The organism is Enterobacter cloacae complex sp. 2024EL-00227 (assembly GCF_043945315.1).
In the GTDB taxonomy this organism is placed as follows: Bacteria; Pseudomonadota; Gammaproteobacteria; order Enterobacterales; family Enterobacteriaceae; genus Enterobacter; species Enterobacter roggenkampii.
Genome location: NZ_JBIMQP010000003.1, coordinates 495,210 through 515,781, shown reverse-complemented (window position 1 = coordinate 515,781; position 20,572 = coordinate 495,210). Strand labels below are relative to the sequence as shown.

Sequence of the window (20,572 nt, the reverse complement as noted above, 5' to 3'; positions counted from 1 at the left end):
GGCGCAGCCGCCACCCGGCTAACAGGCTACGGCTTCGTCGCAATCAACACCGCTCGCATCGGGGCCGGATAGCCTTCAATGGTTTTGCTGTGATCGGCCGGGTCGAGGAACTGCTCAAGCGATTCGGTGATCATCCACTCGGTCCGGCGCTGCTCTTCGATAGAGGTCACGCTGACATCGGCAATTCGCACATCCACAAATCCGCATTTCTCCAGCCAGTTCTTCAGGGCCAGCGCGGAAGGGATGAAGTAAACGTTGCGCATCTGCGCGTAGCGATCGCCCGGTACCAGAACGGCATGTTCATCGCCTTCGATCACCAGCGTTTCCAGCACCAGCTCGCCGCCGCTGACCAGCTGATCTTTCAGTTGCCACAGGTGCTCCAGTGGGGAACGGCGGTGATACAACACGCCCATGGAGAACACGGTATCAAAGGCTTTCAGTGCGGGCAGCTGCTCAATACCCAGCGGCAGCAAGTGCGCGCGCTGGTCGTTACCCAGCAGCTTACGTACCGCTTCAAACTGACACAGGAACAGCTGCATCGGGTCGATACCGACCACCAGATGCGCGCCCGCGCCAATCATGCGCCACATGTGATAGCCGCTACCGCAGCCCACGTCCAGAATGGTGCGCCCGGTCAGGTCGGAAAGGTGCGGCAGAACGCGATCCCATTTCCAGTCTGAGCGCCATTCGGTATTGATGTTCACGCCGTACAGCGAGAACGGCCCTTTACGCCACGGCATCAGGTTGCGCATCAGCGTTTCGATACGGTTGATCTGCCCTGGCGGAAGCGGTTCTTCACTCTCTGCGGTGACGCTGTGCAGGAGATCCAGACGATGCGGGGTCAGTTCCGGCAGAAACTCCACCGCATTTGCCCACTGCTTTAACAGGCCGTGCTGCTGATCCCGCTGCCAGGCGGCAATCTGCGCAGGCAGCGTCTCCAGCCAGTGGGAGAGGTGATTTTTGGCAATCAGCTGATAGAAGTTGCTGAACGCGATCATGCGGGTGTCCCCGCTTTCAGCGCCACCAGAGACCCAAAGTTGAAGCACTGGAACCACAGTTCGCTATGCTCAAATCCGGCCTGACGCAGGCGCGCCTTGTGGGTTTCTACGGAGTCCGTCAGCATCACGTTTTCGAGCATGCTGCGCTTCTGGCTGATCTCCAGCTCGCTGTAGCCGTTCGCCCGTTTGAAATCGTGGTGCATATTGAACAGCAGCTCGCCAACCTCGGCATCTTCAAAGCTGAATTTCTCCGAGAGCACCAGCGCGCCGCCAGGATTCAGCCCCTGATAGATTTTGTCCAGCAGCAGCTGGCGGTCTTCCGGCACCAGGAACTGCAGGGTGAAATTCAGCACCACCATCGAGGCGTTTTCGATCTCGATCTCACGGATATCGCCTTCCACCACGTCAACCGGAACAGGGGCTTTGTAGGCGTCAATATGGCGACGGCAGCGTTCCACCATGGCCGGAGAGTTATCCACGGCAATGATTCGGCAGCCTTCGTGATGAACGTTACGACGTACCGACAGCGTTGCCGCGCCGAGCGAGCAGCCCAGGTCATAGACCTGCGTGCCGGGTTGAACGAAGCGCTCAGCCAGCATGCCGATCATAGAGATAATATTGGAATAACCGGGAACAGAGCGCTGGATCATATCCGGGAAGACTTCGGCTACCCGTTCATCGAAGGTCCAGTCGCCCAGGCTGGCGATAGGCGCGGAAAAAAGCGTGTCGCGATCTGACATAACGTAAAAATCCGGGAAAAATAAAGTGGCGTATTGTGCGCTAATGGAGGGAGAAAACCAACTCCCACGGCATATACCACAGGTTAGCCAGCACCATCAGCAAAAGCGAACACCAGGTTGCACTCATGCCGGAACGACGCCAGCGGATTAAGCGGTGGTGAAAGCCGTAATAATGCATCAGGCGGCCAGCGATAAGCAGCAGGCCACAGATGTGCACCATCCAGGTTTCTGCGCCATTCATCTCCATAAACAGCAGCAGGATGAGGGCCGCGGGGATGTATTCGACCGCATTGCCGTGAATGCGGATAGCGCTTTGCAGCTCGGAAAAGCCGCCGTCACCGTAAGAAACGCGGTAGAGCGTTCTGAGGCGCACAACGTCAAATGAAAACTTAATCAGCAGTAATGCACCTAACACCGCGTACAGCGCGCTGACCATACAAACTCCCTGTTTTTGGCAGATGGCACTTCCCTATGATAGGGGGTGATATCAGAAAAGAGAAGATTGTTGTGGGATGGAAGGGGCGCTGCCCACGGACGGCACCGCAGCCTGCAAGGCCTGCCACAGAGCATCGACCAGTTCGGGGGCCTGGGCAATATCGGGCGTGTGCAAAAAGAGATACGGCGTGGTGGTGTGTTCCCACGAGGCCAGTTTTTCCAGCCAGACGGCGAACATCGCCTGGTTTTGCGGCATGTTATCGCTGCCGATAAACCTGACCATTGGGTTTTGCGCGGTCACGATGGCGTGGACCGGCACTTTCGGTTTTTTACGCTGAGCTTCAACGATGGCCTCGTTATGCGGTATCGCGCTGTGCACCGGACGGCTATCGAGGATCACACGGTTAACTGAACGCTCAAGCAGGCCGCGGTTGAGCGCTTTTTCCGCTTCGCCTTTCGCAAAGAAGTCCTGGTGTCGAACCTCCACGCCGTAGGTAAATTCCCGGGGCAGGGCATCCAGGAACTGCCAGAGCGCAGGCAGGTCGCGCGGAGCAAACGTGGCCGGAAGCTGCAGCCAGTACTGGCCGATGCGGTTTGCCAGAGGCGCCATCCGGCCAAAGAATTCGTCGGTCAACTCACCGCAGTTTCGCAGCGCGGCCTGGTGAGAAATGGTCGCCGGAAACTTGAAGCAGAAGCGGAAGTCGTCGGTTGTTTGCTCCCGCCAGCGCGCAACAATCTCCGCTTTGGGGAGTGCATACAGGGTGGTGTTACCCTCGACGCAGTTGAAGTGTCGGGCATACTCCTCAAGGCTGGTGATGCCCAGACGAACCCATTTCGGGTGCGACCACTGGGGCAGGCCCACATACATCATAACGCGCTGAGGATCTCGTCCGTGCTGCGCACGCGACCGATGCGCGGGAAGATGTGCGTCATGCTGCCCTGGTGCTGTTCCGCCGAGGCCGCGCTACACGCATCTTCGGCAATCACCAGATTAAAGCCCAGTTCCCACGCGTTGCGGGCAGTCGACTCCACGCCGATGTTGGTGGAAATACCGCACAGGATGATCGTGTCAATGCCGCGACGGCGGAGCTGCAGCTCGAGATCGGTCCCGTAGAAGGCGCCCCACTGACGTTTGGTCACTTCGATGTCGCCGTCGCGTTTGCCGAGCGATACCGGGTACGTCCACCAGTTTTCCGGCAGGGCGCGGGCGGGAGTCTGCGCATCAACGGGCTGTTTTAACGCTTCGGCGTAATCCGCAGACCAGCCGACGCGCACCATGACAACCGGGGCACCGCTGGCACGGCATTTTTCCGCCAGGCGGGCGGCGCGGCTGACCACATCGTCCGCGGTATGCGGGCCACCGGCGAAGGGCAAAATGCCTTCCTGTAAATCAATCACCACAAGCGCGGTTTTGCTGGCATCAAGGGTTAACATCGTTACTCCCGTTAAATGAATCACTTCCACACACCATACGACGCGATGGCCTGTTATTGGTCGCATAATTTTGTTAATTTTTGTGAGAATGCGCAATAAGAGTGCAGCAAACGACCGCCTGGCCGTGGTTCGCTCTTATCGTCCGGCGGAATTTCCAGTATAATAGCCGCCTTTTTTCATCCAGTTGTGACATACAGAAAGCTGCGACATAGTAGCCTGCATACCAGGCGACATTTAGCCTGCGGCTAATTAAGGGATATCTCATGCGTACAGAATATTGCGGGCAGCTGCGTCAGTCCCACGTCGGACAGCAGGTCACCCTGTGTGGTTGGGTCAATCGTCGTCGTGATCTTGGTAGCCTTATCTTCATCGATATGCGCGACCGCGAAGGTATCGTTCAGGTGTTCTTCGATCCGGATCGCGCAGATGCGTTGAAGCTGGCCTCTGAGCTGCGTAATGAGTTCTGCATTCAGGTCACCGGCACCGTGCGTGCGCGTGACGAGAAAAACGTTAACGCCGACATGGCGACGGGTGCCATTGAAGTGCTGGCGTCCGATCTGACGATCATCAACCGTGCTGAAGCGCTGCCGCTGGACTCCAACCACGTCAACACTGAAGAAGCGCGTCTGAAATACCGCTACCTGGATCTGCGTCGTCCGGAGATGGCCCAGCGCCTGAAAACCCGTGCGAAAATCACCAGCCTGGTGCGTCGCTTTATGGATGACCACGGTTTCCTCGATATCGAAACCCCGATGCTGACCAAAGCCACGCCGGAAGGCGCGCGCGATTACCTGGTGCCATCCCGCGTCCATAAAGGCAAATTCTACGCGCTGCCACAGTCTCCACAGCTGTTCAAACAGCTGCTGATGATGTCCGGCTTCGATCGCTACTATCAGATCGTGAAATGCTTCCGCGACGAAGACCTGCGTGCTGACCGCCAGCCTGAATTTACCCAGATCGATGTGGAAACCTCCTTCATGACCGCCGAGCAGGTGCGTGAAGTGATGGAAGCCCTGGTGCGTAGCCTGTGGAATGACGTTAAAGGCGTTGAGCTGGGCGATTTCCCAATCATGACCTTCGCGGAAGCCGAGCGTCGCTACGGCTCTGACAAACCAGACCTGCGTAACCCGATGGAACTGGTGGACGTAGCTGATCTGGTTAAAAACGTGGAGTTCGCGGTCTTCGCGGGTCCGGCTAACGACGCCAAAGGCCGCGTAGCCGCGCTGCGTGTGCCGGGCGGAGCGGCTCTGAGCCGTAAGCAGATCGACGACTACGGCAACTTCATCAAGATCTACGGCGCGAAAGGTCTGGCCTATATTAAAGTGACCGAGCGTGCGAAAGGTCTGGAAGGTATCACCAGCCCGGTGGCGAAATTCCTGAACGCGGACATCGTGGAAGCGATCCTGGAGCGCACCGGCGCGCAGGACGGCGACATGATCTTCTTCGGTGCAGATAACAAGAAAGTCGTTGCGGATGCGATGGGCGCGCTGCGTCTGAAGCTCGGTAAAGACCTGAATCTGACCGACGAGAGCAAATGGGCGCCGCTGTGGGTTATCGACTTCCCAATGTTTGAAGACGACGGTGAAGGCGGCCTGACCGCGATGCACCACCCGTTCACCTCGCCGAAAGACATGACGGCTGCCGAGCTGAAAGCGGCACCGGAAGAGGCCGTCGCCAACGCCTACGATATGGTCATCAACGGCTACGAAGTGGGCGGTGGTTCCGTGCGTATTCACAGCGGTGAAATGCAGCAGACCGTGTTCGGCATCCTGGGCATCAACGAGCAGGAGCAGCGCGAGAAATTCGGCTTCCTGCTGGACGCGCTGAAATACGGTACGCCTCCGCACGCGGGTCTGGCCTTCGGTCTTGACCGTCTGACCATGCTGTTGACCGGCACCGATAACATCCGTGATGTTATCGCTTTCCCGAAAACCACTGCTGCAGCGTGTCTGATGACCGAAGCGCCAAGCTTTGCCAACCCGGCCGCACTGGCTGAGCTGGGCATTGAGGTGGTGAAGAAGGAAGAGAAAAACTGATATGACATATAAGCTCCCCGTTTCGGTCCTGGTGGTCATTTATGCAGAAGACACGAAGCGGGTGCTGATGTTGCAGCGGCGCGATGACCCTGAATTCTGGCAGTCGGTTACCGGCAGTCTGGAAGAGGGGGAAACCGCGCCGCAGGCCGCCGCGCGTGAAGTAAAGGAAGAGGTCGCCATTGACGTTGCCCGCGAGCAACTGACCCTGAAGGACTGTCAGCGCACGGTGGAGTTCGAAATTTTTAGCCATTTACGTCATCGCTACGCGCCGGGTACCGAGCGCAATACGGAATCGTGGTTCTGTCTCGCGCTCCCCCATGAACGGGAGATCGTGTTTACCGAACACCTGACCTACCGCTGGGTGAATGCGGCGGATGCCGCCGCACTGACCAAGTCGTGGAGCAACCGGCAGGCGATTGAAGAATTTGTAATTAACGCAGCCTGAAAAGGCGCGATTTTTGGAGAACTTTTTATGGCAGGTCATAGTAAGTGGGCCAACACCAAACACCGCAAAGCGGCACAGGATGCCAAGCGCGGTAAGATCTTTACCAAAATCATTCGCGAGCTGGTGACGGCAGCGCGTCTGGGCGGCGGCGATCCGGCCTCTAACCCACGTCTGCGTGCGGCGGTGGATAAAGCGCTGTCTAACAACATGACGCGTGACACCCTGAACCGTGCTATCGCACGTGGCGTGGGCGGTGATGAAGACGCGAACATGGAAACCATCATTTATGAAGGTTACGGTCCTGGCGGTACGGCGGTGATGGTTGAGTGCCTGTCCGACAACCGTAACCGTACCGTTGCGGAAGTGCGCCACGCGTTCACCAAAACCGGTGGCAACCTGGGCACTGACGGTTCTGTTGCTTACCTGTTCAGCAAAAAAGGCGTCATCTCCTTCGAGAAAGGCGACGAAGATGCGATCATGGAAGCGGCGCTGGAAGCCGGTGCGGAAGACGTAGTGACCTTCGACGACGGCGCTATCGACGTTTATACCGCCTGGGAAGAGATGGGTGCCGTGCGCGATGCGCTGGAAGCGGCGGGCCTGAAAGCGGACAACGCTGAAGTCTCCATGATCCCGTCCACCAAAGCGGACATGGATGCAGAAACGGCACCAAAACTGCTGCGTCTGATCGACATGCTCGAAGACTGCGACGACGTGCAGGAAGTGTATCACAACGGTGAAATCTCTGATGAGGTTGCAGCGACTCTCTGATGAGAGCGTGTAAACCCGTTACAGGAGACGCGTGATGTCGATTATTCTCGGGATTGACCCAGGCTCACGCGTCACCGGTTATGGCGTTATCCGTCAGGTGGGACGCCAGTTAACCTACCTGGGCAGTGGCTGTATTCGCACCAAAGTGGACGATCTGCCGTCGCGCCTGAAGCTCATCTATGCGGGCGTGTCGGAGATCATCACCCAGTTTCAGCCGGACTATTTCGCCATCGAGCAGGTCTTTATGGCGAAAAACGCCGATTCGGCGCTAAAGCTCGGTCAGGCGCGCGGGGTGGCCATTGTCGCTGCGGTGAACCAGGATTTGCCGGTATTCGAATACGCGGCAAGGCAGGTTAAGCAGACGGTGGTGGGCATCGGTAGCGCGGAGAAAAGTCAGGTGCAGCACATGGTGCGGACCCTGCTCAAGCTCCCTGCGAACCCGCAGGCCGACGCCGCCGATGCGCTGGCGATTGCGATTACCCACTGTCACGTCAGCCAGAACGCGATGCAAATGAGCGAATCGCGGCTCAATCTGGCGCGAGGCAGGTTACGATAATGACAAATCAGGCTGGATGTTTATCCAGCCTTTTTTTATTATGTCGGCAGTTAATTTCTTCCAGAACGCAGGAGCGTCACGTGATAGGCAGACTCAGAGGCATCATCATTGAAAAACAACCCCCGTTAGTGCTGCTGGAAGTGGGTGGCGTGGGCTATGAAGTCCATATGCCGATGACCTGCTTCTACGAGCTGCCGGACGCGGGCAAAGAGGCGATTGTCTTTACCCAGTTTGTGGTGCGTGAAGATGCTCAGCTGCTGTACGGCTTCAACAACAAACAGGAACGCACCCTGTTCCGCGAGCTGATTAAAACCAACGGCGTCGGGCCGAAGCTGGCGCTGGCGATCTTATCCGGCATGTCTGCACCACAGTTTGTGAATGCCGTTGAGCGTGAAGATCCTGCGGCGCTGATTAAGCTTCCTGGCATCGGTAAGAAAACGGCAGAACGCCTGATTGTCGAGATGAAAGACCGCTTTAAAGGCCTGCATGGCGATCTCTTCACGCCGGCGGCCGATCTGGTACTGACCTCGCCAGGTGCGCCTGCGGCGGATGATGACGCGGAGCAGGAAGCGGTTGCCGCGCTGGTGGCACTGGGCTATAAACCTCAGGAGGCCAGCCGCATGGTAAGTAAAATTGCCAAACCGGACGCCAGCAGTGAAACCCTGATTCGTGAAGCGCTGCGCGCTGCATTGTGAGGTAAAGGATGATTGAAGCAGACCGCCTGGTTTCGGCAGGCACTGTTCAGGCAGAGGATGTGGTGGATCGCGCGATTCGCCCAAAACTGCTTGATGAGTACATTGGCCAGCCGCAGGTTCGTTCCCAGATGGAGATTTTTATCCAGGCGGCAAAGCTGCGCGGCGATGCGCTCGATCACCTGCTGATTTTTGGCCCGCCGGGTTTAGGCAAAACCACGCTGGCGAATATCGTCGCTAATGAAATGGGCGTTAACCTGCGCACCACCTCCGGCCCGGTGCTGGAGAAGGCGGGCGATTTGGCGGCCATGCTGACCAACCTCGAACCGCATGACGTGCTGTTTATCGATGAGATCCACCGCCTGTCACCGGTGGTGGAAGAGGTGCTCTATCCGGCGATGGAAGATTATCAGCTGGATATCATGATCGGTGAAGGTCCGGCTGCACGCTCCATCAAAATCGATCTGCCGCCGTTTACCCTGATAGGCGCCACGACGCGAGCCGGGTCGTTGACCTCTCCACTGCGCGACCGCTTCGGTATCGTGCAGCGTCTGGAGTTTTACCAGGTGGCCGATCTCCAGCACATCGTTGGCCGCAGCGCCCGCTATATGGGGCTGGAGATGAGCGAAGAGGGGGCGTTTGAAGTGGCGAAGCGTTCCCGCGGTACGCCGCGTATCGCCAACCGCCTGCTGCGCCGCGTGCGTGACTTTGCTGAGGTGAAGCACAACGGTTCGATCTCCGCTGAGATCGCCGCGCAGGCGCTGGATATGCTGAACGTTGATGCCGAAGGTTTTGACTACATGGACCGCAAGCTGCTGCTGGCGGTGCTGGACAAGTTCTTTGGTGGCCCGGTCGGGCTGGATAACCTGGCGGCAGCAATCGGGGAAGAGCGTGAAACCATTGAGGACGTGCTTGAACCGTATCTGATCCAGCAGGGCTTCCTGCAGCGCACCCCGCGTGGGCGTATGGCCACGGTGCGGGCGTGGAATCATTTCGGCATTACGCCACCGGCAATGCCGTAAGCAGCGATAATTTATAGCCCCGGTAAGCGAAGCGCCACCGGGGACATACCCGCTACTGCGCGGTCTTCTTCATCATACTGAAGATAAACAGCACCGCCGCACTCAGCACCACGGACGGCCCCGCAGGCGTGTCATAGAACGCCGAGAAGGTTAGCCCACCCGTTACCGCAATCATCCCGATAATTACGGCGACACCGGCCATCTGCTCCGGCGTACGGGCAAAACGACGCGCCGTAGCCGCAGGGATGATCAGCAGCGACGTAATAATCAGCGCGCCGACAAACTTCATCGCCACGCCAATGGTTAACGCCGTTACCAGCATCAGCAGCAGCTTAACGCGCTGCAGCTTCACGCCATCGACGAACGCCAGATCGGGGCTGACGGTCATCGCCAGCAGGTTACGCCACTGCCAGAGCAGAATCCCGAGCACCACCACAACGCCAATGGCGATAGCGATGAGATCGTCTGGCGTGACGGCCAGCAGGTCACCGAACAGGTAAGCCATCAGATCCACGCGGATATTCGACATCAGGCTGACCACCACCAGGCCCAGCGACAGGGCACTGTGCGCCATGATGCCAAGCAGGGTATCGATGGCGAGGTGAGGGCGCTTTTCCAGCCAGACCAGACCGGCCGCCAGCAGCAGCGTGACGACAATCACCGCATAGAACGGGTTGACGTTCAGCAGCAGGCCAAAAGCCACGCCCAGCAGGGACGCGTGCGCCAGGGTATCGCCGAAGTAAGACATTCTGCGCCACACCACAAACGAGCCGAGTGGACCCGCGGCGCAGGCAAGCATAATCCCGGCCAGCCAGCCGGGCAGTAACAGTTCAATCATGAGTGTCCATTTCCCCGACGCAGAACGATTCGTCCCTGCAAATCATGGCGATGATTATGATGATGGCGATAGATGCCGAGCTGTTCAGCGCCGCGAGGGCCGAACATGGAGATAAATTCCGGGTGCATGGAGACCACTTCAGGCGTACCGGAGCAGCAGATATGGTGGTTGAGACACAGCACTTCATCAGTTTTTGCCATCACCAGATGCAGGTCGTGGGATACCATCAGTACCGCGCAGTTCAGTTCCTGACGCAGCTGGTCAATAAGATCGTACAGCGCGACCTGGCCGTTGACGTCGACCCCCTGAGTCGGCTCATCCAGCACCAGCAGCTGCGGGCTGCTGAGCAACGCACGGGCAAGTAATACGCGCTGCGTTTCACCGCCGGACAGTTTTTGCAGCGGCGCATCGACAAGATGGCCTGCCTGCACGCGCTTCAGCGCCGGAAGAATATCGGCTTTCCGCGTGCCGGGGCGCAGGCGCAGGAAACGGCTCACCGTCAGCGGCAGCGTGGCGTCAAGGTGAAGCTTTTGCGGCACATAGCCGATACGCAATTTTTCCTCACGCTTGATCACGCCTTCATCGGGTGCGACCAGACCCAGCACCACGCGAACCAGGGTGGATTTGCCTGCGCCATTGGGGCCGAGCAGCGTCAGAATTTTGCCGGGCTTCAGATCGAGCGACACGTCAGAAAGGACGCGGCGCTGGCCAAATGAGACCGAAATATTTTCAAGAGAAACCAATGTCGTCATGTCATTTTAAGCTTGAAGAAGTCAACGAATGTTATAATATCACATTCCACGCATTCACTACGATGATTAGTCGCATTATGTTACATAAAAATACGCTTCTTTTCGCAGCATTATCCGCTGCCCTTTGGGGCACAACCGCACAAGATGTTAACGCTGCGGTTGTTGCTTCGCTTAAACCACTCGGGTTTATCGCGTCAGCCATTGCTGACGGGGTAACAGAAACTCAGGTTCTGCTCCCGGATGGTGCATCCGAGCATGACTACTCCCTGCGCCCTTCAGACGTAAAACGCTTACAAAACGCGGACTTAGTTGTCTGGATTGGTCCGGAAATGGAAGCGTTTATGCAGAAGTCAGCAAAACAGGTGGCGGGCGAAAAACAGGTCGCGATTGCCGCTCTCCCTGGCGTGAAACCGTTACTCATGAAAGGGACGGATGACGACGGCGATGAACATGACCATCATGCTGCCGACGGTGAAAAAGGTGATGGAGATCACCATCACGGCGAGTACAACATGCATCTTTGGTTATCCCCAGAGATAGCGCGGCTTTCAGCGGTTGCAATCCATGACAAATTAGTGGAACTTATGCCGCAAAGTCGAGCCAAACTAGACGCCAACCTGAAAGATTTTGAGGCACAATTAGCCGCAACCGATAAGCAGGTAGGTAATGAGCTCGCACCGTTGAAAGGAAGAGGGTATTTCGTTTTTCATGACGCCTACGGCTATTACGAAAAACACTACGGTTTGACCCCGCTGGGGCACTTTACCGTCAACCCTGAAATTCAACCTGGTGCGCAGCGTTTACATGAAATCAGAACACAGCTGGTTGAGCAAAAAGCGACATGCGTTTTTGCTGAGCCACAGTTCAGGCCAGCGGTCGTAGAAGCCGTGGCCAGGGGGACATCCGTGCGCATGGGGACCCTTGACCCGCTAGGAACGAATATCCAGTTGAGCAAAGCGAGCTATTCGCAGTTCCTCAGCCAACTGGCGAACCAGTATGCGAGCTGCCTGAAAGGAGATTAACGAGGAAGTGAATACGTGCAACAGATAGCCCGCTCTGTCGCCCTGGCATTTAACAATCTGCCTCGACCCCACCGCGTCATGCTGGGGTCGCTTACAGTACTCACCTTAGCGGTCGCCGTCTGGCGGCCCTATGTTTACCACCCGAGTTCTGCCCCTATCATCAAAACCATCGAGCTTGAAAAGAGCGAAATCCGCTCTTTGCTGCCTGAAGCCAGTGAGCCTATCGACCAGTCGGCTCAGGAAGATGAAGCCATTCCACAGGATGAACTGGACGATAAAACCGAGAACGAAGCGGGTATCCACGAATATGTAGTTTCTACCGGTGACACGCTGAGCAGCGTGCTGAACCAGTACGGCATCGACATGGGCAATATCAGCCAGCTGGCGGCGGCAGATAAAGATCTTCGCAACCTGAAAATTGGGCAACAGCTCTCCTGGACGTTAACGGCCGATGGCGATCTCCAGCGTCTGACCTGGGAAATGTCCCGCCGTGAAACCCGCACCTACGATCGCACGGCAACCGGTTTCAAAATGACCAGCGAAATGCAGAAGGGCGACTGGGTCAACAGCGTTCTCAAAGGCACCGTGGGCGCAAGCTTTGTCTCCAGTGCGCGCGACGCAGGGTTGACCAGCGCTGAAATCAGTTCGGTGATCAAAGCCATGCAGTGGCAGATGGATTTCCGCAAGCTGAAAAAAGGCGATGAGTTTTCCGTCCTGATGTCCCGCGAAATGCTGGACGGCAAGCGCGAGCAAAGCCAGCTGCTGGGCGTGCGTCTGCGCTCCGAAGGCAAAGATTACTACGCGATCCGTGCCGAAGACGGCAAGTTCTACGACCGCACCGGTACGGGCCTTGCGAAAGGCTTCCTGCGCTTCCCGACGGCGAAACAGTTCCGCGTCTCCTCCAACTTTAACCCGCGTCGTCTGAACCCTGTCACCGGACGCGTCGCACCGCACCGTGGTGTTGACTTTGCTATGCCGCAGGGTACACCGGTACTCGCGGTTGGGGATGGCGAAGTGGTGGTGGCCAAACGTAGCGGCGCAGCCGGATATTATGTTGCGGTACGTCATGGTCGCACGTATACGACCCGCTATATGCACCTGCGTAAGCTGCTGGTTAAACCAGGACAGAAGGTGAAGCGTGGTGACCGTATTGCGATCTCCGGTAATACCGGTCGCTCTACCGGCCCGCACCTGCACTACGAAGTGTGGATCAACCAGCAGGCCGTGAACCCGCTGACGGCGAAACTGCCGCGCACCGAAGGCCTGACGGGTAAAGATCGTACGGATTACCTGGCGCAGGTGAAAGAGGTGTTGCCGCAGCTGAGCTTAGACTAAGCCCTCTGTTTTTGTTAAAAAAGCCGGCGCACCCTGACGCCGGCTTTTTCTTTTGTGCGCGGACGACTGCCTCGCTACACTATCTGAATTAATTTTGCGTCATCAGACCCTGGATCCAGCATGGAAACCCAAAAAAACAATATTGAATACATTCCTGAGTTTGAAAAATCCTTCCGCCATCCGCGCAACTGGGGCGCCTGGCTCGCTGTCTACGCCTTTGCGGGGATAGCGTTGCTGCCGGCTTCCGTCCGCGATCCTGTCCTGGGTAAAATTGGCTGTCTTGCCGGGCGCTTAGGCAAGAGTGCCCGCCGTCGCGCGCAGATCAATCTCTATTACTGTTTTCCTGAAAAGAGCGACGCCGAGCGCGAGGCAATCATTGATGAGATGTATACCACCGCACCGCAGGCCATGGCGATGATGGCGGAGCTGGCGCTGAAAGGGCCGGAGAAAATTGTCGATCGCGTAGACTGGAAAGGGCTGGATATCATTGAGGAGATGCGCCGCAATGACGAGAAAGTCATTTTCCTTGTCCCACACGGCTGGGGCGTTGATATTCCGGCGATGCTGATGGCCTCTCAGGGCCAGAAGATGGCGGCAATGTTCCATAACCAGGGCAATAAAATCTTCGACTTTGTCTGGAATACGGTGCGTCGTCGTTTTGGCGGACGCCTGCATGCGCGCAACGATGGCATTAAGCCGTTCATTCAGTCGGTACGCCAGGGGTACTGGGGCTACTATCTGCCGGATCAGGACCACGGCCTCGAGCACAGCGAGTTTGTCGATTTCTTTGCAACCTATAAAGCGACGCTGCCTGCGATTGGCCGCCTGATGAAAGTGTGTCGTGCCCGCGTGATCCCGCTATTCCCGGTCTATGACGGTAAAACACATCGCCTGAGCATTGAGGTTCGTCCGCCGATGGACGATCTGCTGACCGCTGACGACCACACCATTGCCCGTCGGATGAACGAAGAGGTGGAGATCCTGGTAGGGCCGCATGCCGAGCAGTACACGTGGATCCTGAAGCTGCTTAAAACGCGTAAGCCGGGCGAAAAAGAGCCGTATAAACGCAAAGAGCTTTATCCAACGAAATAAAAAAAAGCCCTCTCCATCTGGAGAGGGCTTTTTAACAGAGACGTTATTACTCGACGGTCATAACGCGCGTGGTGTTGGTTGAGCCGATGGTGCTCATCACATCGCCCTGGGTCACAATGACGATATCACCAGAGACCAGATAGCCTTTGTCGCGCAGCAGGTTTACGGCATCGTGCGCCGCGGCCACGCCGTCATTGGTGCTGTCGAAGTGTACCGGCGTCACGCCGCGGTACAGCGCCGTCAGGTTCAGCGTACGTTCGTGACGGGACATGGCGAAGATCGGCAGACCCGAGCTGATACGAGAGGTCATTAGCGCGGTGCGGCCAGATTCGGTCATAGTGATGATCGCGGTAACGCCCTTCAGATGGTTTGCCGCATACATTGCAGACATCGCAATCGCTTCTTCAACGTTGTCGAACTGCACGTCCAGACGGTGTTTAGAGACGTTGATGCTTGGGATCTTTTCAGCACCCAGGCAAACACGTGCCATGGCGGCCACGGTTTCTGCCGGATACTGGCCCGCAGCGGTTTCCGCAGAGAGCATTACCGCATCGGTACCGTCCAGCACGGCGTTGGCCACGTCCATCACTTCTGCACGGGTTGGCATCGGGTTGGTGATCATCGATTCCATCATCTGAGTGGCGGTGATCACCGCGCGGTTCAGCTGACGTGCGCGACGAATCAGGGCTTTCTGAATCCCCACCAGCTCAGGGTCGCCGATTTCCACACCCAGGTCGCCACGCGCAACCATCACCACGTCAGAGGCAAGGATCACGTCGTCCATAGCATCCTGATCGCAAACGGCTTCCGCACGCTCAACTTTGGCGACGATTTTGGCATCGCAGCCTGCATCACGCGCCAGACGACGCGCATAGTTCAGATCTTCGCCGCAGCGCGGGAAGGAGACAGCCAGGTAGTCAACACCGATCAGCGCAGCAGTCACAATATCCGCTTTATCTTTATCAGTAAGCGCTTCCGCAGAGAGGCCGCCGCCCAGCTTGTTGATGCCTTTATTGTTGGAGAGTGGGCCGCCGACGGTGACTTCGGTGAACACTTTCATGCCCTGAACTTCCAGCACTTTCAGCTGTACGCGACCGTCGTCAAGCAGCAGGATATCGCCAGGTACGACGTCAGCCGGGAGGCCTTTATAGTCGATACCGACTTTCTCTTTATCGCCTTCGCCTTTGCCCAGGCTGGCATCCAGCAGGAATTTGTCGCCGATATTGAGGAAAACTTTACCCTCTTTAAAGGTCGAAACGCGGATTTTTGGACCCTGCAAATCGCCGAGGATCGCAACGTGACGGCCCAGTTTAGCTGCGATTTCACGCACTTTATCGGCACGTAATTTATGGTCTTCTGGCGTACCGTGAGAGAAGTTCATACGCACCACGTTGGCACCAGCGGCGATAATTTTCTCGAGATTATTATCGCGATCGGTGGCCGGGCCTAAGGTGGTTACGATCTTGGTTCTGCGAAGCCTTCTGGACATGTAATACTCCGTTGACTGAAACAACTTTGGTGTTGCGTGAACATTGAATCGGCCTTCATCTGCTGCAAGGCAGTGGAGAGGGGACCGAATGCCGTAAATCGTTACTTCGTCATTATTCGTGACGTCTTCGTTATCAACTATCGAACATCGCTCTTTATAAGCAATTCTTTATCAAAACGCGATTCCTTCAGCGCTTCCTTGACCCGCTTCAAGTTATCCCGGAATTTTGCCCCCCGGCGTAAGGTAAAACCGGTCGCCAGCACGTCAATCACGGTGAGCTGGGCCAGTCGGGAGACCATTGGCATATAAATGTCGGTGTCTTCCGGCACGTCGAGAGTGATCGCCAGCGTCGCCTCACGGGCCAGCGGTGTGCCCGCCGTGGTCAGCGCAATCACCATGGCATCGTTTTCACGGGCCAGCTGCGCCAGTTCTACCTGACTCTTAGTGCGGCCAGTATGCGAAATCAGTACCACGACGTCATCTTCACTGCAATTCATACAGCTCATGCGTTGCAGGACAATGTCATCGGAATAAATCACCGGGACGTTAAAGCGGAAAAATTTGTTCATGGCGTCATGCGCGACGGCCGCCGACGACCCGAGCCCAAAGAAGGCAATTCGCTTGGCCTGGGTGAGTAAATCCACTGCGCGATTCACGGAACTCATGTCCAGAGACTGACGGACGTGGTCAAGCGAAGCCATGGCCGACTCAAAAATTTTCGCGGTATAGGCATCAACGCTGTCGTCTTCATCCACATTACGATTAACATAAGGGGTGCCGTTAGCCAGACTTTGTGCCAGATGCAGTTTAAAATCAGGAAAGCCGCGCGTTTCCAGGCTGCGGCAGAAGCGATTGACCGTGGGTTCGCTAACACCCGCTTCCTGTGCCAGAGCGGCGATGCTTGAATGAATCGCCTGAGCGGGAGAGGCGAGAATGACCTCGGCCACTTTTCGCTCGGATTTGCTAAGGTGTTCCAGTTGAAACTGGATTTTTTCCAGCATGTTCATGTTAACAGGACGCTCATGGGTGTAAACGATTTCATTAATTGATGAAATCGTGATTCTATTTAGCCGATATTACCCCTGTGGCTTCCATTAAGGGTAACAATCGACGAGATAATGTTGTTGTTTTTTTTCATTACTTGATCGATGTCGGGTTTTGCTATGACCCTGTTGCGCAAAGAAACGACGGTTGTTGCGTCATTAAGCCGTCGAAATCATCCGATGGGTGAAAAATCGCGGTATCGCACGCGACGATAAGCGCTAATGGTTTCGGGAATGACGTAAAAGCAGTACAGTGCATTGTAATAAAATTACAACGATACCTGGCAGAAGTACCAGGTGATCCAACTGAGGAGAATGACATGGCGGTAACGCAAACAGCCCAGGCATGTGACCTGGTCATTTTCGGCGCGAAAGGCGATCTTGCACGCCGAAAATTGCTGCCTTCCCTGTATCAACTGGAGAAAGCGGGCCAAATTCATCCGGATACGCGTATCCTGGGTGTTGGGCGCGCCGACTGGGACAAGGACGCTTATACCAAAGTCGTCCGCGAGGCGCTCGAAACTTTCATGAAGGAAAAAATTGATGAAAGTTTGTGGGATACCCTGAGCGGTCGTCTCGATTTCTGCAACCTTGACGTGAATGACGTCAGCGCGTTCGCTCGCTTGGGCGCGATGCTGGATCAGAAAAACCGTGTCACCATTAACTATTTCGCCATGCCGCCAAGCACCTTCGGCGCCATCTGCAAGGGCCTGGGCGAAGCCAAACTGAACGCCAAACCGGCGCGCGTCGTGATGGAGAAGCCGTTGGGTACGTCCCTGGCAACCTCGCGTGAAATCAACGACCAGGTGGGCGAGTTCTTTGAAGAGTGCCAGGTCTACCGTATCGACCACTATCTCGGTAAAGAGACGGTGCTGAACCTGCTGGCGCTGCGTTTTGCTAACTCCCTGTTTGTGAACAACTGGGACAACCGCACCATCGACCACGTGGAAATCACCGTGGCGGAAGAGGTGGGGATTGAAGGTCGCTGGGGTTACTTTGACCAGGCCGGTCAGATGCGTGACATGATCCAGAACCACCTGCTGCAGATTTTGTGCATGATTGCCATGTCTCCTCCGTCTGACCTGACGGCGGACAGCATCCGTGACGCCAAAGTGAAAGTGCTGAAGTCGCTGCGCCGCATCGACCGCTCCAACGTGCGCGAGAAAACCGTTCGCGGCCAGTACACCGCCGGGTTTGCGCAAGGCAAAAAGGTGCCTGGCTACCTGGAAGAAGAGGGCGCGAACAAGTCCAGCAACACCGAGACGTTCGTGGCCATCCGCGTGGACATCGACGACTGGCGCTGGGCGGGGGTTCCGTTCTACCTGCGCACCGGTAAGCGTCTGCCTGCGAAATGTTCCGAAGTGGTTGTCTACTTTAAGAACCCGGAACTGAACCTGTTCAAAGAGTCCTGGCAGGAGCTGCCGCAAAACAAACTGACCATTCGTCTGCAGCCGGACGAGGGTGTGGACATCCAGATCCTGAACAAAGTGCCGGGCCTGGATCACAAACACAACCTGCAGACCACCAAGCTGGATCTGAGCTACTCCGAAACCTTTAACCAGACGCACCTGGCCGATGCGTACGAGCGTCTGCTGCTGGAAACCATGCGCGGTATCCAGGCGCTGTTCGTGCGTCGCGATGAGGTGGAAGAGGCGTGGAAATGGGTCGACTCCATCACCGAAGCCTGGGCTGCCGATCAGGATGCGCCAAAACCGTATCAGGCGGGCACATGGGGACCTGTCGCGTCGGTGGCAATGATCACCCGTGATGGCCGCTCCTGGAACGAGTTTGAGTAAGATAATCCGCTAGCCCGAAAGTGTTATTTTACCGGTAACATGATCTAACACAGCTCGTGGCACAATTTTCAACTTTTAAGCTCCGCGTGGATTCACCCGCGGAGCTTTTTTTATTACACTGCCGGAAGTGATTTTGCCCCTGAGCTCCGGACAGCAAGCGTTTCAGCGTTGTTAACAACTGCCAGCGACTTTGTAAACTCCCGAGCCCGGACAGATAAATGAGAGGAGCTTTTATGAATCCGACATTGTTACGCGTAACACAGCGCATTATTGAGCGCTCGAAAGAGACCCGTTCGGCCTACCTCGCCCGGATTGAACAGGCGAAGAGCAACACCGTTCACCGTTCCCAGCTGGCCTGCGGTAACCTGGCGCACGGCTTCGCCGCCTGCCAGCCTGACGATAAAGCGTCGCTGAAAAGCATGTTGCGTAACAATATCGCCATCATTACCGCTTATAACGATATGCTTTCCGCGCACCAGCCCTATGAGGTTTACCCGGATATCATCCGTAAAGCGCTGCACAGCGTGAATGCGGTCGGCCAGGTGGCGGGTGGGGTACCCGCCATGTGCGACGGCGTGACGCAGGGTCAGGACGGTATGGAACTCTCCCTGCTGAGCCGTGAAGTCATTGCCATGTCCGCGGCGGTGGGCCTGTCACACAACATGTTTGATGGCGCGCTCTATCTCGGCGTGTGCGACAAGATTGTTCCGGGCCTGGTGATGGCCGCGCTGTCGTTTGGTCATCTGCCTGCGATCTTCGTGCCGTCGGGCCCAATGGCAAGCGGCCTGCCGAACAAAGAAAAAGTGCGCATTCGCCAGCTGTACGCGGAAGGAAAAGCAGATCGTCAGGCGCTGCTGGAAGCGGAAGCTGCATCCTACCACGCGCCGGGCACCTGTACGTTCTACGGTACCGCGAACACGAACCAGATGGTGGTGGAGTTTATGGGGATGCAGCTTCCGGGCTCGTCCTTTATCCAGCCGGATGCACCGCTGCGCAAGGCGCTGACCGAGGCCGCGGCCCGTCAGGTCACGCGTCTGACCGGAAACGGCAACGAATGGATGCCGATGGGCAAAATGGTCGACGAAAAGGTTATCGTCAACGGGATTGTCGCGCTGCTGGCCACCGGCGGTTCGACCAACCACACCATGCACCTGGTGGCCATGGCGCGTGCGGCGGGCATTCTGATTAACTGGGATGACTTCTCCGAGATCTCTTCCGTGGTGCCGTTGATGGCGCGCCTGTATCCAAACGGTCCGGCGGACATCAACCACTTCCAGGCCGCAGGCGGCGTACCGCTGCTCATGCGCGAGCTGCTGAAGGGCGGTCTGCTGCATGAAGATGTTAACACCGTAGCGGGCTTTGGCCTGCAGCGCTACACCCAGGAGCCATGGCTGAACAACGGCGAGCTGGACTGGCGCGAAGGGGCGACCGCATCTCTTGATGCGCAGGTTATCGCCACCATCGACAAACCGTTCTCTCCTCACGGTGGCACAAAGGTGCTGAGCGGTAACCTCGGTCGCGCGGTAATGAAGACCTCTGCCGTACCGGAAGAGAACCAGATTATCGAAGCGCCAGCGGTGGTATTTGAAAGCCAGCACGACGTATTACCTGCCTTTGACGCCGGTCTGCTCGACAAAGACTGCGTGGTAGTGGTGCGTCATCAGGGGCCTAAAGCCAATGGGATGCCAGAATTACATAAACTTATGCCACCACTTGGTGTATTATTGGACCGCCGTTTCAAAATTGCACTGGTGACCGATGGACGCCTCTCTGGCGCCTCAGGTAAAGTGCCATCAGCTATCCACGTGACGCCGGAAGCGTACGACGGCGGCCTGCTGGCGAAAGTGCGTGACGGTGACATGATCCGCGTTAACGGTCAGACAGGCGAGTTAACCCTGCTGGTGGATGACGCCGAGCTGGCGGCACGTCAGCCCCATATTCCTGACCTGAGCGCGTCGCGCGTGGGAACAGGACGCGAAATGTTTGGCGCACTGCGTGAGAACCTCTCCGGTGCTGAGCAGGGCGCAACCTGTATTACGTTTTAAGACGACTTGATTTTAACGATCTGGCGAGAGAAGA

Annotated in this window: 20 protein-coding genes; 11 read left to right on the top strand and 9 right to left on the bottom strand. The window is 56.7% G+C overall.

All coding sequences use genetic code 11. The features are described from left to right. Nucleotides 1–26: 26 nt before the first annotated feature. The 5 genes from cmoB to ACHH0Z_RS08210 are packed head-to-tail and all read right to left on the bottom strand — an operon-like array spanning nt 27 to nt 3,607. Nucleotides 27–998 (bottom strand): tRNA 5-methoxyuridine(34)/uridine 5-oxyacetic acid(34) synthase CmoB, encoded by a 972-nt coding sequence (gene cmoB / locus ACHH0Z_RS08230; protein WP_021240445.1) that lies wholly within the window; start codon nt 996–998, stop codon nt 27–29. Next, complete coding sequence (gene cmoA / locus ACHH0Z_RS08225) at nt 995–1,738, bottom strand: carboxy-S-adenosyl-L-methionine synthase CmoA (RefSeq protein ID WP_045410500.1); 744 nt, start codon at nt 1,736–1,738, stop codon at nt 995–997. The genes cmoB and cmoA overlap by 4 nt, the downstream gene beginning before the upstream one ends. A gap of 40 nt (nt 1,739–1,778) precedes the next feature. Next, nucleotides 1,779–2,174: an MAPEG family protein gene (locus tag ACHH0Z_RS08220; RefSeq protein WP_021240443.1), complete on the bottom strand. Its 396-nt coding sequence runs from the start codon at nt 2,172–2,174 to the stop codon at nt 1,779–1,781. 51 nt (nt 2,175–2,225) lie between these two features. Beyond that, nucleotides 2,226–3,044 (bottom strand): DUF72 domain-containing protein, encoded by an 819-nt coding sequence (locus ACHH0Z_RS08215; RefSeq protein ID WP_023293959.1) that lies wholly within the window; start codon nt 3,042–3,044, stop codon nt 2,226–2,228. Then, nucleotides 3,041–3,607, bottom strand: a complete 567-nt coding sequence (locus ACHH0Z_RS08210) for a hydrolase (protein ID WP_023325521.1) — start codon at nt 3,605–3,607, stop codon at nt 3,041–3,043. Before ACHH0Z_RS08210 ends, ACHH0Z_RS08215 begins: the two co-directional genes overlap by 4 nt. A gap of 263 nt (nt 3,608–3,870) precedes the next feature. On the opposite strand from ACHH0Z_RS08210, the gene aspS reads away from it, so the two are divergent. The 6 genes from aspS (at nt 3,871) to ruvB (ending at nt 9,126) form a co-directional block, all read left to right on the top strand. After that, nucleotides 3,871–5,643 carry an aspartate--tRNA ligase gene (aspS, locus tag ACHH0Z_RS08205; RefSeq protein ID WP_008500445.1) on the top strand — a complete coding sequence of 591 codons (1,773 nt, stop codon included), beginning with the start codon at nt 3,871–3,873 and terminating at the stop codon, nt 5,641–5,643. Between the two features lies 1 nt (nt 5,644). Then, nucleotides 5,645–6,088: a dihydroneopterin triphosphate diphosphatase gene (gene nudB / locus ACHH0Z_RS08200; protein ID WP_008500446.1), complete on the top strand. Its 444-nt coding sequence runs from the start codon at nt 5,645–5,647 to the stop codon at nt 6,086–6,088. A 27-nt stretch (nt 6,089–6,115) separates the two neighbouring features. Further along, nucleotides 6,116–6,856 (top strand): YebC/PmpR family DNA-binding transcriptional regulator, encoded by a 741-nt coding sequence (locus ACHH0Z_RS08195; RefSeq protein WP_008500447.1) that lies wholly within the window; start codon nt 6,116–6,118, stop codon nt 6,854–6,856. Between the two features lie 34 nt (nt 6,857–6,890). Continuing rightward, entirely contained in the window at nt 6,891–7,412 is a 522-nt protein-coding gene (gene ruvC, locus ACHH0Z_RS08190) for a crossover junction endodeoxyribonuclease RuvC (protein WP_003859749.1), read from the top strand. Between the two features lie 80 nt (nt 7,413–7,492). Further along, a complete protein-coding gene (gene ruvA, locus ACHH0Z_RS08185) occupies nt 7,493–8,107 on the top strand; it encodes a Holliday junction branch migration protein RuvA (protein ID WP_008500448.1) in 615 nt (204 codons plus the stop codon). 8 nt (nt 8,108–8,115) lie between these two features. Next, nucleotides 8,116–9,126: a Holliday junction branch migration DNA helicase RuvB gene (gene ruvB / locus ACHH0Z_RS08180; RefSeq protein ID WP_008500449.1), complete on the top strand. Its 1,011-nt coding sequence runs from the start codon at nt 8,116–8,118 to the stop codon at nt 9,124–9,126. A 52-nt stretch (nt 9,127–9,178) separates the two neighbouring features. On the opposite strand, the gene znuB is transcribed toward ruvB, so the two are convergent. Next, nucleotides 9,179–9,964 (bottom strand): zinc ABC transporter permease subunit ZnuB, encoded by a 786-nt coding sequence (gene znuB / locus ACHH0Z_RS08175; protein ID WP_021240439.1) that lies wholly within the window; start codon nt 9,962–9,964, stop codon nt 9,179–9,181. After that, a complete protein-coding gene (gene znuC / locus ACHH0Z_RS08170) occupies nt 9,961–10,716 on the bottom strand; it encodes a zinc ABC transporter ATP-binding protein ZnuC (RefSeq protein ID WP_008500451.1) in 756 nt (251 codons plus the stop codon). Before znuC ends, znuB begins: the two co-directional genes overlap by 4 nt. A gap of 77 nt (nt 10,717–10,793) precedes the next feature. Here znuC and znuA point away from each other — a divergent pair, with 77 nt between their 5' ends. From znuA to lpxM, 3 genes are all read left to right on the top strand, one after another. Further along, nucleotides 10,794–11,738 carry a zinc ABC transporter substrate-binding protein ZnuA gene (gene znuA / locus ACHH0Z_RS08165; protein WP_032635773.1) on the top strand — a complete coding sequence of 315 codons (945 nt, stop codon included), beginning with the start codon at nt 10,794–10,796 and terminating at the stop codon, nt 11,736–11,738. Nucleotides 11,739–11,753: 15 nt separating this feature from the next. Next, nucleotides 11,754–13,073, top strand: coding sequence for a murein DD-endopeptidase MepM (gene mepM, locus ACHH0Z_RS08160; protein ID WP_008500453.1), 1,320 nt, complete (start codon nt 11,754–11,756; stop codon nt 13,071–13,073). A gap of 120 nt (nt 13,074–13,193) precedes the next feature. Next, nucleotides 13,194–14,165 (top strand): lauroyl-Kdo(2)-lipid IV(A) myristoyltransferase, encoded by a 972-nt coding sequence (gene lpxM / locus ACHH0Z_RS08155; RefSeq protein ID WP_045410499.1) that lies wholly within the window; start codon nt 13,194–13,196, stop codon nt 14,163–14,165. 46 nt (nt 14,166–14,211) lie between these two features. Here the strand turns inward: lpxM and pyk are convergent, their stop codons facing one another. Next, a complete protein-coding gene (gene pyk / locus ACHH0Z_RS08150) occupies nt 14,212–15,654 on the bottom strand; it encodes a pyruvate kinase (protein WP_045410497.1) in 1,443 nt (480 codons plus the stop codon). A gap of 137 nt (nt 15,655–15,791) precedes the next feature. After that, the gene (locus tag ACHH0Z_RS08145) at nt 15,792–16,661 is read right to left on the bottom strand and encodes a MurR/RpiR family transcriptional regulator (RefSeq protein WP_008500456.1); all 870 of its coding nucleotides are present in this window, start codon (nt 16,659–16,661) and stop codon (nt 15,792–15,794) included. 356 nt (nt 16,662–17,017) lie between these two features. Here ACHH0Z_RS08145 and zwf point away from each other — a divergent pair, with 356 nt between their 5' ends. Both zwf and edd read left to right on the top strand, forming a co-directional pair. Next, complete coding sequence (gene zwf / locus ACHH0Z_RS08140) at nt 17,018–18,493, top strand: glucose-6-phosphate dehydrogenase (protein WP_008500457.1); 1,476 nt, start codon at nt 17,018–17,020, stop codon at nt 18,491–18,493. A gap of 233 nt (nt 18,494–18,726) precedes the next feature. Beyond that, nucleotides 18,727–20,538: a phosphogluconate dehydratase gene (edd, locus tag ACHH0Z_RS08135; RefSeq protein WP_023325516.1), complete on the top strand. Its 1,812-nt coding sequence runs from the start codon at nt 18,727–18,729 to the stop codon at nt 20,536–20,538. Nucleotides 20,539–20,572 lie beyond the last annotated feature (34 nt).

What these genes read in the sequence shown, in the direction of transcription:
- znuB (WP_021240439.1), bottom strand. Translation starts at nt 9,964, where the DNA reads ATGATTGAACTGTTACTGCCCGGCTGGCTGGCCGGGATTATGCTTGCC.
- nudB (WP_008500446.1), top strand. Translation starts at nt 5,645, where the DNA reads ATGACATATAAGCTCCCCGTTTCGGTCCTGGTGGTCATTTATGCAGAA.
- cmoB (WP_021240445.1), bottom strand. Translation starts at nt 998, where the DNA reads ATGATCGCGTTCAGCAACTTCTATCAGCTGATTGCCAAAAATCACCTC.
- znuC (WP_008500451.1), bottom strand. Translation starts at nt 10,716, where the DNA reads ATGACGACATTGGTTTCTCTTGAAAATATTTCGGTCTCATTTGGCCAG.
- ACHH0Z_RS08145 (WP_008500456.1), bottom strand. Translation starts at nt 16,661, where the DNA reads ATGAACATGCTGGAAAAAATCCAGTTTCAACTGGAACACCTTAGCAAA.
- znuA (WP_032635773.1), top strand. Translation starts at nt 10,794, where the DNA reads ATGTTACATAAAAATACGCTTCTTTTCGCAGCATTATCCGCTGCCCTT.
- ruvC (WP_003859749.1), top strand. Translation starts at nt 6,891, where the DNA reads ATGTCGATTATTCTCGGGATTGACCCAGGCTCACGCGTCACCGGTTAT.
- ACHH0Z_RS08215 (WP_023293959.1), bottom strand. Translation starts at nt 3,044, where the DNA reads ATGATGTATGTGGGCCTGCCCCAGTGGTCGCACCCGAAATGGGTTCGT.
- ACHH0Z_RS08210 (WP_023325521.1), bottom strand. Translation starts at nt 3,607, where the DNA reads ATGTTAACCCTTGATGCCAGCAAAACCGCGCTTGTGGTGATTGATTTA.
- cmoA (WP_045410500.1), bottom strand. Translation starts at nt 1,738, where the DNA reads ATGTCAGATCGCGACACGCTTTTTTCCGCGCCTATCGCCAGCCTGGGC.
- ACHH0Z_RS08220 (WP_021240443.1), bottom strand. Translation starts at nt 2,174, where the DNA reads ATGGTCAGCGCGCTGTACGCGGTGTTAGGTGCATTACTGCTGATTAAG.
- edd (WP_023325516.1), top strand. Translation starts at nt 18,727, where the DNA reads ATGAATCCGACATTGTTACGCGTAACACAGCGCATTATTGAGCGCTCG.
- ACHH0Z_RS08195 (WP_008500447.1), top strand. Translation starts at nt 6,116, where the DNA reads ATGGCAGGTCATAGTAAGTGGGCCAACACCAAACACCGCAAAGCGGCA.
- pyk (WP_045410497.1), bottom strand. Translation starts at nt 15,654, where the DNA reads ATGTCCAGAAGGCTTCGCAGAACCAAGATCGTAACCACCTTAGGCCCG.
- ruvB (WP_008500449.1), top strand. Translation starts at nt 8,116, where the DNA reads ATGATTGAAGCAGACCGCCTGGTTTCGGCAGGCACTGTTCAGGCAGAG.
- aspS (WP_008500445.1), top strand. Translation starts at nt 3,871, where the DNA reads ATGCGTACAGAATATTGCGGGCAGCTGCGTCAGTCCCACGTCGGACAG.
- zwf (WP_008500457.1), top strand. Translation starts at nt 17,018, where the DNA reads ATGGCGGTAACGCAAACAGCCCAGGCATGTGACCTGGTCATTTTCGGC.
- lpxM (WP_045410499.1), top strand. Translation starts at nt 13,194, where the DNA reads ATGGAAACCCAAAAAAACAATATTGAATACATTCCTGAGTTTGAAAAA.